Origin of the sequence: Marinifilum caeruleilacunae, from assembly GCF_013141825.1 — a bacterium.
GTDB lineage: Bacteria > Bacteroidota > Bacteroidia > Bacteroidales > Marinifilaceae > Marinifilum > Marinifilum caeruleilacunae.
The window spans coordinates 1-12,666 of the sequence record NZ_RZNH01000017.1 but is presented as its reverse complement, the minus strand read 5'-3'; the positions used below and the strand labels follow the sequence as shown (position 1 = coordinate 12,666).

The following is a 12,666-nucleotide window of genomic DNA, read 5'->3' as shown; positions in this document are numbered from 1 at the left end:
CTCTCCCTTTTTCAAAAAAAACAAAACCCAATTGCAGACCATGATCTGCATGATTATCTAACAAAAAACAATTGTCAATGAATTGGCTCGATTATATTATTATCCTGTTTTACTTTGGTGGATTCCTGGGAATGGGATATTTCTTTAAAGACAATAAAGATTCTACTGATTATTTTCTCGGAGGGAAGAGTATAAGCTGGTTTCCATTAAGTCTTTCGACTATGGCTACACAACTTTCAGCAATTAGTTTTGTGTCGGCACCAGCATTTGTGGCATTGAAAGCAGGAGGAGGTATGAAATGGCTCTCTTTTGAGTTTGCTGTTCCGTTGGCCATGTTTTTTATCATGATTGTGATTATTCCGCCGCTATTCAGATCGGGAGTAGTCAGCATTTACGAATTTGTTGAAAGACGCTACGATGTGTCAACAAGGTTGATTCTGAGCGTGGTTTTCCAGATTAGTAGAGCGCTGGCAACCGGAGTTATGGTTTATACCATTGCCATTATCTTACAAGCAGTATTGGATATTGCATTTGTCTATACCATCCCGCTCATTAGTATTGTAACCATTATCTATTCCTGGCAAGGCGGAATGAAAGCCGTTGTTTGGGGAGATGCAATTCAGATGATTATCCTGTTTGCAGGATTGCTAATCTGCCTTGTCTTTGGCTACGATTTAATGATTGAAAAAGGAGGTTCCATTGCCAATGTTGATCCAGACCGATTGGTGGTAATTCAAAATAACCTGGGAATTGGAGAAGGTAGCGAATATGGAATCTGGCCCATGCTGATTGGTGGATTTTTCTTGTACGTATCTTATTATGGATGCGATCAGACACAAGCTCAACGCTTGCTTTCAGCAAAGAACGAAAAAACAGTTAGAACCTTGCTCTTCGCAAATGGAATGCTTCGTTTGCCTGTTGTATTGGTATACTGTACCATGGGTTTGGTATTGGGAGGATTAATTTCGGTTGCACCGGATTTCCTGGAAGATATCAGTCTGATTACCCAGAAATATTTCCCTGAAGAATATGCCAGGTCTGGAATTAAACCAGATTTAATGGTGCCGGTTTTTATCACCAAATACCTTCCTCATGGAGTAATTGGGATATTAATGGTCGGAATTCTTTCAGCAGCCATGTCGTCCTTGAGTTCAACTGTAAACTCTTTATCTGCAGTAACTGTAGAGGACTTCTTTAACCGGGGAAAAAAGAAACTTACAGGTGTAAAATACATGATGCTTTCGAAAGCTTCGGTTGTATTTTGGGGAACCGTTTGTATTGCTTGTGCATTTTTATTGGGTGGCAGCGAAAGTGCTGTAATCGAAATTATTAATGCCATTGGTTCGGTATTCTACGGACCCGTATTGGCAACCTTTATTATGGCCATTCTTTCGAAAAAATCGAACAAATATGGAATGAATGCAGGTATCATTCTTTCTGTATTGATCAACCTGATTTTCTCGAAAACCATGCAGGAGATTATCGGTTTCGACCCGGGAGTTGAAATTTTCTGGATTTGGCTGAATTTCACTGGTTTTGGACTTTGTGTAATCATTACCTATGTGGTAAGCGTTCTGTTTAAAGACAAGAACAACAAGGTACCCGATGTGAAATTCGAAATCCGTAAGAAGGATATCCTCACCAAAGAATCGGTGATTTTGGTATTGTTCTTCATCGTAATCGTAATTTTTAGTTTGTACATCCCTCAAATATTTGGATAATGCGAATTGCACTCTGTCATTTTAGAGTGGGTGAAACCGATGGAGTTTCGCTCGAAATGGATAAATGGAAAAAAGCCCTTGAGCAACTTGGGCATGAGGTAATATATATTGCCGGAAGTTCGGGGAATTGTGAGGCGGAATTGGTTCCGGCCCTTCATTATCAGCATCCGGTAAATAATAGGATTGTAGCAAATGCTTACCAAAGTTTAAGCGATTATGAAAATGAATCGCAACTGGAAAAGGAAATATACGATCTGGCCAAAGAGATAGAAAATGATTTGGTTAGGATCATCAGTGAGCAGCAAATTGATGTAATTGTGCCGAATAATGTTTTGTCGCTTGGCTGGGGACTTTCGGCAGGAATTGCATTTCATGCTGCCATTGAAAAAACTGGCGTCAAGGCAATTTGTCATCATCACGATTTTCATTGGGAAAGGGAGTTGTATTCCAATCCAAAAGTGAGTTTTGTGAACGATTTGCTGGATAAACATTTTCCGCCGGTAAGCAATCAAGTGAAGCACGTTTGCATCAACCATATCGCTAAAATCGAGTTAAAAAACAGGTACGGGTTAGAAGCCGTGGTGGTTCCCAATGTTTTTGAATTTGAGCAGGAGTTAATTGCAATTGATGATTACAATGCAGACTTGAGAAAAGAATTTGGAATAAAATCCAATGATATTGTGTTTATGCAGGCCACCCGCGTTGTTGAGCGTAAAGCAATAGAAATTGCAATTGATCTGCTATCCGAAGTTCAAAAGAAAAAAGAAAAGCTGCTTGGTAATAGGTTGTACCACAATGATATAATTAATAACGATACAGAGTTTTACCTGGTTTTTGCCGGGCAAAACGAATCGGAACACTACTATCAAAACTTGATAGATTATTCAGTTCAAAAAGGGGTTAAAGTAATTGATATCAGCAATCGGGTAAACCATGAGCGCAAGCTTGTGGATGGCAAAAAGGTTTATTCATTATGGGATGCATACTCCATTGCCGATATCGTTACCTACCCGAGTATTTTGGAAGGCTGGGGTAATCAGTTCCTGGAAGCTTTGGTGGCAAAACTGCCAATAGCAACTTATAAATACCCGGTTTACCTTACCGATATTGAACAGTTTGGATTCCACATAATAGCGCTGGGAAGTGAATACAGTAAAGCAGAAAATCTGGTTGAAGTAGACCAGAGCATTATTCAGACTGCTGCAGATGAAAGCATAAAATATCTGGTAGATAAAGAATACAGAAGAGAAAAAACAGAAGAAAACTATCGAATTGCAAAGCAAAACTTGTCGATTGATAGTTTGAGGGGAATGCTAAAGGAGATTTTTATCGATGGAACAATTTAAAAAAGACATACAATTTCTATATCCTGATCGAGTAGATGAAACGCTACAGGAAATTGATCAGATCATGAATCATTACAGAGCGATCACTCCTTCCGAAGCTTTTAAGCTCGATGAGGAAGATGCCATTTTGATTACTTATGCAGATAGCTTTAAGGATGAAAATGAAAGTACGCTTCAAACTTTGAACAAGTTGTGCAAAAAGTACCTGAAAGAGGGGATCAACAGCATCCATATCCTGCCTTTCTATCCATATACATCAGACGATGGGTTTTCTGTAGTGGATTATATGGAGGTCAATCCTGATTTTGGAAATTGGAAGGATGTGGCAGAGCTCGAAAAATCTTTCTACCTGATGTTCGATGCTGTGATCAATCACATGTCGAAGTCGTCGGATTGGTTCAAAGGGTTTTTAAGAGAAGATCCTGAATTCGAGAATTTCTTTATCGAGGAAAATCCCGATAAGGAGGAATTGAATATGGTGACCAGGCCAAGAGTATGGCCATTGCTTCACAAGTACAATAAAAATGGGAAGGACGCTTTTGTGTGGACTACTTTTTCGGAAGATCAGGTTGATTTGAACTACGCAAATCCTAAAATCTTTTTGAAGGTGCTGGATGTGCTCCTATTTTATGTATCGAAAGGAGCAAAGCTAATTCGTCTGGATGCCATTGCGTTTATGTGGAAAAAACTAGGAACTACATGCATTCATTTGGAGGAAACGCATCGAATTATTCAGTTGTACCGAAAAATTATTGAACAGGTAGCACCTCAAACTGTGATGATTACCGAAACAAACGTGCCTCACAGCGAAAATATTTCCTACTTCGGTAATGGTTTAAACGAGGCGCATATGGTGTATAATTTTAGTTTGCCTCCGCTTTTGGCCTATAGTCTGCACAAGGAAAATGTTGATGTCCTTACCCATTGGGCGCAATCATTACAATTGCCTTCGGATAAAACATGCTTTTTCAATTTTACGGCAAGTCACGATGGAATTGGTGTAAGGCCATTACAAGGCATTGTGAGCGACGCAGAAATTGGAAAGCTGGCTAAAATTGTAGAGTCGCATAACGGACGTGTTTCCTACAAATCAAATCCTGATGGTTCGGAATCGCCCTACGAACTCAATTGCAACTATATGGATTTACTTACAAATCCTAATGAAGCAGATGATTTAAGGGTGAAGAGATTTATGCTTACGCAGGCAGTAATGTTGAGTATGCCGGGAGTTCCGGGAATTTATTATCACTCCATTTTTGGCTCTGAGAACGATGAGCAAGGCGTAATCGATTCGGGGATTAATCGCAGAATCAACAGGAAAAAATTAGAGTTTTCGCAGCTCGAAAAAGAATTGAATCAGCCTGGTAGTTTGCGCTCAAAAGTGTATGAAATGTACATGAAGATGCTAAAAGTCAGGAAAGCTGAAAAAGCCTTTGATCCATTTGGAGAGGCAAAGTTTTACCAGGAGAATGGCGTTTTTATTGTAGAACGAAAATCGGCTTCGGACACAGTTTATTGCCTTTACAATTTTACAGGAGGCGAGAAAGATATTGAAAAACTTACAGAGGGGAAGATAGATCTGGCAACAGGAAATAATGCTGATAGCAGTTTGACAGCTTATGAATTCATGTGGATCGTATAGCTTGAATTGTCAGGGAATATTAGGGTATAGAAAAGACTTTTGAAACGATTAGAAAAAGGACAAATGAAACAGAAAACGGCACATATTATATCGCATACTCATTGGGACAGAGAATGGTACTTGAATAGCAAATACACCAATGAATGGTTGATTCCATTCTTCGATAACCTGTTTAAGATGTTTGAGAAAGAACCAGAGTACATTTTTGTCTTGGATGGCCAGATGGCAATGGTTGAGGATTATTTTGAGGAGCTGGACAAGAACAATTACAATGTAAATGAATACAAACGCAAGATTAGAAAGTATGTGAAACAGAACAGGCTGTTCATTGGCCCGTACTACTTGCAGCCCGATTGGCAATTGCTAAGTGAAGAATCCCTGGTGCGTAACCTGACCTATGGAATTCAGGCTGCAAAAGAGTTGGGTGGAGCCATGAAAGTAGGCTGGATGCTCGATAATTTTGGACAGATTTCTCAAACATCGCAAATTCATGACCAGTTTAAGCTGGAAGGTTTATATGTATGGCGAGGCGTTGAAATGGATCCAAATGATGTACAATCGGAATTCTACTGGCGTTCGCCTGATGGAACCTCAATTCCTTCGATGTACCTCTTGGACAGTTACCGAAATGTTATGCGCCTGGCAGAGTATAACGATATCATGAAAGATAGGGTATACGATGAGGTTCACAAGCTGACACCTTTTGCAACAAGTAGTCATATTCTGCTAATGAATGGTTACGATCAGGAGATGATTCCTGATGATATTCAGCCCTACATTTCGGATGGAAAAATGGATACCGATGAGTTTAAAATCATCCAAAGTAATCCGGTAAAATACATTCGCGATGTAATGAGCGAAAAACCTGACTTAAAAACCCTTCATGGAGCTTTGTATAGTGGAAGGTTTATTTCGGTTTTCCCAGGCGTAATGTCGGCTCGAATGTATTTGAAATTGCAGAACGATCAGCAGCAAAAAGCTTTGGAAAAGAGAGTGGAGCCATTGGCAGCACTGAGCTGGGCTTTGGGTGGTGAATATGAGAAGACACAAATTCGCGAGGCCTGGAAAACATTGCTGAAAAATCATCCGCACGATAGTATTTGTGGTGTAAGTATTGATGATGTTCATACCGATATGGAGAACCGTACCCGTGTTGTAAACCAGCTGACACAATCGCTAACAGAGCAAAAGTTACGAGAGCTTTGCAGTTTGATTCACACAGCGGATGCAAAGGATGAGGAAGTAAAAGTGGTATTTAATCCATCTTTCCAAAGCAGATCGGAAAATGTAAGTTTCGAAAATGGCGAATTCTATGTGAAAGATATCCCAGCAATGGGTTATAAAATCGTTGAGAAATCGGACCTGGCAGAATCGATTGTTGAGGTGGAAGGTTTGAAAATTAGCAATAATAAGATTGTTGTAGATTTCAATAAAAATGGATCTTTCAACTTGTTCTATAAAAAATCGGGCAAGCAGTTCTTTAAGCAGGGAATGTTTGAAGATCGCGCCGATACCGGCGATGAGTACAACTATTCATATCCCGACAAGGATATTATTATTACCAGCGAAGCTTGTAAAGCCAAGATGGAAATTGTGGAGCAGTTGGCAACAAAAGTGGTGGTACGTACCGAGTTGGTGATGAATTTGCCTGAGTCGGATGCGGAAAATCACAGTGTGAGAAGCACGCTTACGCGAGATTTACCGATTGTTACCTACTATACAATCGAAGCCGATTCGGAAGTGGTAAAATGTAAAACTTTCCTGAGAAATACGGTAAAAGACCATTTGATGAGGGTCTTGTTCAAATCGGGAATCGAGACTGAATTTGCCAATGCTGGAAGTCCGTTTGATGTGGTAAAACGTCCAATCCTTATTGAAGATTACGACGAGTCGACCATACCTGAAGATGTGAAGAAGGTGATTATTGGTGCTCGCGAGGCAAAGCCAAATACCATTTTCCTGAATCGTGAATTTGTTGATTTGAACGATGAAAAGGATGGCCTGGCCATATTCTCAAAAGGATTGCCTGAATACCAGGTGATTGATGGAGATACCATTGCATTAACATTGTTCCGATCGGTAGGTTGGATTGCCAAAGAAATCAACTCGCGAATTGGCGATGCCGGACCGGAGATTTTTACACCAGACGCACAATGTTTGCGCGAAATGGAATTCGAATATGCAGTATATCCTCACCAGGGAACTACTGAAGAGGCGCAGGTTTGCAAGTTGTCAGACCTTTACAATACCGATTTGGTATGCTTTACCACCGACAAGCATGTTGGAGAATTGGCGAATGAGGCGAGCTATTTTACTGCGAAGGATAGCCTGGGTGCTCTAAAAATTACAGCACTAAAGAGGAGTGAAGATGGAAAATCGCTTGTGATTAGGGGATACAATTCTGCTGAAAAGACAACAGATGTTAGAGTTAGCAGTGCCTTTAAAGTAGAAAAGGCTGCTTTAACAAACCTGCTGGAAGAAGAAATGGAAGCTGTTAAGCTCGTTAACGATGGTGCCGAGTTTAAGCTTGATGGCAAAAAGATTTTCACTTTAAAGTTGAATCTTGTTAGGGAAAACTATAAACCATCAGACGAATGTGAGTTGGTTTACGAATACGACCGTAAAAAGGAAGATTTTGAAGCCTACGAATATGCAAGCTACGTAAGTTTGGGTGAGATTGAATCAGAGTTGGAAAGAGCTGAAGGATTGAAGGAGAAATCTCATCATCCAATGTGGAGAAGAACAGCTTTGGAAGCTCAACTTTCGGCAATTTTAGCACAACATAGGTATAATGAAAAAAGAATTACCGAATTGGGCTATGGCTTGAACGAAGCTCGTGTACAGCGTAGGGTTTACGATTACATCAAGCAATTTAAAGATCCGGATAAGCAATAAATAATTGTTCATTCAACCGATAAGAAATAAGATTAAAAAAGTTAGCTGTTAGTTTAGTTAGAGATGCGCAAGCAGGATCTGCATTGGTACAGATTTAGGGTAAAGTTGTAGATAGAGTGTGCTGTGCCAAATGTAGGTTCTGATTGTTATCTTTAACCAATAATCAAAGATATGACCAAAATAATCATAGCTCCCGATAAATTTAAAGGATCCCTTACGGGGCTTCAGTTTTGCGAAGCCATCGAAAAAGGCATCAGAAAGCATGTTCACGATGTTGAAATTGAAAAACTGCCTTTGGCCGATGGTGGAGATGGAACCGTTGAGGTGCTTCAATACTATCTGGATGGGGAAATAATTTCGTTAAATGTTTCCGATCCGCTTGGTAGAAAAGTAAATGCATCCTACTTGTATTCCGAGGTCAAGAAAACTGCATTTATCGAAATGGCAGAGGCCTCAGGTATTCGTTTGCTTACTGATAAGGAAGCAAATCCTTTAAAAACCAGTACCTATGGAACGGGTGAGCTCATAAAAGATGCTCTTGATAAAGGAGTTGAACATATCATACTAGGGATTGGAGGTAGCGCAACCAACGATGCCGGAATGGGTATGGCAAGAGCGCTGGGATATCGATTTTTTAATAAGGATAAGAAAGAATTATCAGGGATAGGAAAAGATTTACAGGAAATAGAAACCATTGATATTTCAGGAGTTCATCCGCAAGTTAATGAGGTGAAATTTGAAGTAGCCTGCGATGTGGATAATCCATTGTATGGACCAAATGGCGCTGCTTACGTGTATTCGCCTCAAAAAGGGGCAACTCCCCAAATGGTGATGCAACTCGATAATGGACTTATTATTTTTAATGAAGTCGTAAAATCTCAGTTTCAGCTGGATTTACAACATATAAAAGGTGCTGGTGCAGCAGGTGGACTTGGTGCAGGATGCATTCTTTTTCTGGGAGCAAAATTGAATTCTGGCATTGAACTGATCAAAACTGAAGCAGACTTCGATAATAAAATTAAAGATGCCGACTGGATCATAACCGGTGAGGGAAAACTGGATTCACAAACCTTCTCGGGGAAAGTGATTCGGGGTGTGTTGGACTCTTTGGAAAATCAGAAACTGGCTTTGTTTTGCGGATTGGTAGATCTGCCAGAAGAGGATCGGGAAAAGCTTAAGGTAGATCATATTGCCGAAACTTCGGTGTATGCCAAAGACCTTCAGGATTCCATGCAAAACGCCGGGAAATACCTCGAAATAGCTGCCGAACTGTTTGGAGAGAAATTGAAAGTTCAAAAATAAAATAGCTTTCCTTAGATGATGCAAAGACTCTTTTCTATTTTAGGAAGGGAGTCTTTCTTGCTTTATTCACCCTTTTTAAAATCCCAGGTGTTTATAAAGAGTATCATCAGTATCTATTTTGAAATAAGAATCATTCAAAATCATTCCAAAAATACTGATATAGATGAGTTGATTAGTATAAGAGCAGTTGCGATGGGGAGTAACTGCTCTTTTTTGTTCTTCTCTTTAATCCTTTCATCTTGTGGATTTACGATAACTTTTAAAACCATTTCACTTGTATTTTATTATTTTTAAGTAAAAATTTAAGGTATGTCAGAAGCACTGGAAATAACACATTCAGCACCAATACCAAAGGTGTTTTACATGGAGAAGGAAGAGAAGCAATTTACTGAATGTACCATTTGCGGGAAAAATTTAACTGGTGGCAATGAGTTGTATTTAATTGAGAAGGCGTTCGAAAAAAAAACTGGTTCTACTCAAGCTGAGTTGGTTTTCGAACTGGCTTGTTGTATGGATTGCAGGCAAGAGATGCATGATTCATTATCCATAGAGTCGAACGAGAAAATTGCAGCTTATTTCGAGGCAAATAGTCGTGTTGAAGAAAGAGATAGAGAGCTGAAGGAGCACAATTTGGTTGATACCGATATTTGGCTAAACAATTGTATCGTTAAGAACAAATCGATGGATGAGGTGAATGAATACCAGATCTACGCTTTGTGTTGGAAAGATGAGCTGGTTTTTCACCAGATGCCATTTATGCTTTGCGGCGAAACTATAGATGATATCTTAAACTTGCTGTCCAGCAAAAGTTTGGATATTATTAACGACCTGACAGCCGATTTAATTGATTTACCACCTGAATTTGGAGAACTTTTTAAAGATAAAAAAGTACTGTTTATATAACAGGTGAAATAGATATAAACCCGATGATAGGCAACTTGTATTCGTAATGGCTCATCGGTTTCTTTTTTCTGATTATTTTAGTGCTTGAATTCCAAAAGCCAATACAAAAAATTCAAAAACAAACTTATGTCTCTACGATGTATTGTATTATTTGCTGCCCTAACTTTTCTTCTTGGTTGCAAATCGCAAAATCAAAACTTAATGATTGTGAAAGACCTGAGCTCCGATTGGACCTTTTCTGAAAAAGATTCGCTAAGCTGGTTGCCTGCAAAAGTACCAGGATGCGTGCACACCGATTTGTTGGCCAATGGAAAAATCGAAGATCCTTTTTATCGATTAAATGAACACGACTTGCAATGGATTGATAAGAAAGATTGGATCTACAAAACGGAATTTGAGCTGGATCAGGTCATTTTGAGTAAAGGTCGAATTGTGCTCGATTTTAAAGGTCTGGATACCTATGCAGACGTTTACCTGAACGATCAGAAAGTGCTATCGGCAGATAATATGTTTCGAGAGTGGACAGTTGATGTAAAGAAATATCTGAAAAAGGGAAAAAATAAACTACACATAGCGTTTTATTCACCCATTACAAAAGGTTTAGAGCTGCACGATGCAAATGCTTTTGTTTATCCGGGAGCGGAAAACGATCAGGCAGAACTGGGACAAGTTGAAGGGAACAAAAGAGTAAGTATTTATACCCGAAAGGCTGGCTATCATTATGGTTGGGATTGGGGCCCACGTTTGGTAAGCAGTGGCATATGGCGCCCTGTATACCTCAGAGCGTGGGATCATGCAAGAATTCAAGATTTGCAAATTGTTCAGAATCAGGTGAAAGAAAATCTTGCCAGTTTTACGGCAGTTTTAGAATTGGAATCTGAACAGGAAGTATTGGCAGATATTCAAATTCGAAATAATGGATTGGAATTGGCTGCCTCAAATGTGCAACTGAAAAAGGGAGTTCACAAATATGAGCTAAACTTTGATATTGAAAATCCAAAACTTTGGTGGCCTAACGGATTGGGCGAACAAGATCTGTATACGATTAATGCAGAAATTAATGTCAATGGTAGAGTAGAACAGGCAAGTAGAAGAATTGGCATTAGAACGATGGAAGTGGTTCGTGAAAAGGACGATGAAGGAACTTCCTTCTATTTTAAAGTAAATGGTGTGCCCGTATTCATGAAAGGTGCCAATTACATTCCAAATGACATATTCCCGTCAAGAGTGAGTAAGGATCAATTGAAAAAGGTAATCGAGACTGCCAAAAATTCTAACATGAATATGCTGAGAGTTTGGGGTGGTGGCTATTACGAAGATGATTTGTTTTATGATTTATGCGATGAGGCAGGAATACTGGTTTGGCAGGATTTTATGTTTGCTTGTGCCATGTATCCGGGTAAGCGTGAGTTTTTGGACAATATAAAAGCAGAAGCACGAGACAATATCAGAAGGTTAAGAAATCACCCCAGCATTGCTCTTTGGTGTGGGAATAATGAAATTTTGGTTGCCTGGCACAATTGGGGTTGGAAAAGGCAAGCCAGGGAGCAAGGCGAGGAAGTGCCTGCTATGGTTTGGAAAGCTTACGCTGATATTTTTCATGAAGTGCTTCCTAAAGCAGTGGAAGAATACGATCCTTCAAGGTTTTACTGGAGTTCCAGTCCTTCTTCGGGCACAGGGGTAAAGCCTGACTTAATCAACGGAGATGACCATTACTGGGGCGTTTGGTGGGGAAAAGAACCCTTTGAAACCTATGCAACACATATTGCAAGATTTATGAGTGAGTATGGTTTTCAATCTTTTCCTGAAATGAAATCGGTAAGAAAATATGCCGAACCCGAAGATTGCGATATTTTTTCGGAGGTCATGAAATCGCATCAACGTTCGTCTATCGGGAACGAAACGATTGAGTATTACATGTTGCAGGATTACAGGAAACCTAAGGATTTCGAGTCGTTCCTGTATGTGAATCATGTCTTGCAGGCAGAAGGAATTAAATTTGCATTGGAAGGCCACCGTCGTGCAATGCCATACTGCATGGGCAGTTTGTATTGGCAAATTAACGATTGCTGGCCGGTTGCCTCGTGGAGCTCGACCGATTACTACCAGGAGTGGAAAGCCTTGCAGTACTATGTGAAGAAAGGATTTGAACCTTTGTTGGTTTCGCCATATCTCGAAAAGGATAACTTAAAGGTGGCTGTCGTGAATGATCATTTGAAGGAAATTGATGCCAAACTGATTTTGAAAGTGATGGATTTTACAGGAAATGTGACCTGGTCGGAAAGCAAAGAGATTAGCATTCGCAAAAATTCCAGCGAAGTTTTCTATGGTCAGCAGCTGAAGAAATTCTTGCAGGGTAGAAATCCTGAAAAGGAGTTATTTCTGGTTGAATTGAAGGTAGATTCGGAAGTTGTGGCTAGAAATATTCTTTACTTTAAGTCGGTGAAAGATGTAAAATTGCCTAAACCCAAAGTGGAGTATAGCATTTTGAAAAAAGAGAATTCTTATGAGATCAGGATCGAATCGGATGTACTGGCAAAGAATGTATTTTTAAGCCTTGGAGATGAAGATGGATTCTTTTCGGATAACTACTTTGATGTTTTGGCAGGTGAAACCATAAGCATTAGGCTGGAAACAGAAATATCACTTGAAAAACTCAATGAAGTGATACAGCTTAGAACACTAGATTCTACTTTTGAATAGATAATTTTGAGTCGTCCTAAAATAGGTTGACACATTTATAAATTAATTATATGATCCAGTGAGGCTAGCCTCACTGGATTTTTGATGTATAAAATTAGGTGTTTTATAATTCAAACTCAAATGAGGTCTCTTGTTATTATAGATCCAAACAGAT

The 12,666-nt window shown here is 39.5% G+C and carries 7 protein-coding genes; all 7 read left to right on the top strand.

Features of this window, described 5'->3' with window-relative positions; translation table 11 throughout:
* Positions 1-77 precede the first annotated feature (77 nt).
* Entirely contained in the window at positions 78-1,721 is a 1,644-nt protein-coding gene (locus ELS83_RS11185) for a sodium:solute symporter family transporter (protein ID WP_171595657.1), read from the top strand.
* Positions 1,721-3,067 carry a glycosyltransferase family 4 protein gene (locus ELS83_RS11180; RefSeq protein ID WP_171595656.1) on the top strand — a complete coding sequence of 449 codons (1,347 nt, stop codon included), beginning with the start codon at positions 1,721-1,723 and terminating at the stop codon, positions 3,065-3,067. Before ELS83_RS11185 ends, ELS83_RS11180 begins: the two co-directional genes overlap by 1 nt.
* Complete coding sequence (locus ELS83_RS11175) at positions 3,054-4,709, top strand: sugar phosphorylase (RefSeq protein WP_171595655.1); 1,656 nt, start codon at positions 3,054-3,056, stop codon at positions 4,707-4,709. Before ELS83_RS11180 ends, ELS83_RS11175 begins: the two co-directional genes overlap by 14 nt.
* A 63-nt stretch (positions 4,710-4,772) precedes the next feature.
* Complete coding sequence (locus tag ELS83_RS11170) at positions 4,773-7,604, top strand: alpha-mannosidase (RefSeq protein WP_171595654.1); 2,832 nt, start codon at positions 4,773-4,775, stop codon at positions 7,602-7,604.
* A 171-nt stretch (positions 7,605-7,775) separates the two neighbouring features.
* Positions 7,776-8,906: a glycerate kinase gene (locus ELS83_RS11165; protein ID WP_171595653.1), complete on the top strand. Its 1,131-nt coding sequence runs from the start codon at positions 7,776-7,778 to the stop codon at positions 8,904-8,906.
* Between the two features lie 309 nt (positions 8,907-9,215).
* Positions 9,216-9,809 (top strand): hypothetical protein, encoded by a 594-nt coding sequence (locus ELS83_RS11160; protein ID WP_171595652.1) that lies wholly within the window; start codon positions 9,216-9,218, stop codon positions 9,807-9,809.
* 201 nt (positions 9,810-10,010) lie between these two features.
* Positions 10,011-12,512 (top strand): beta-mannosidase, encoded by a 2,502-nt coding sequence (locus tag ELS83_RS11155; protein ID WP_216616518.1) that lies wholly within the window; start codon positions 10,011-10,013, stop codon positions 12,510-12,512.
* The last annotated feature ends 154 nt before the right edge of the window (positions 12,513-12,666 follow it).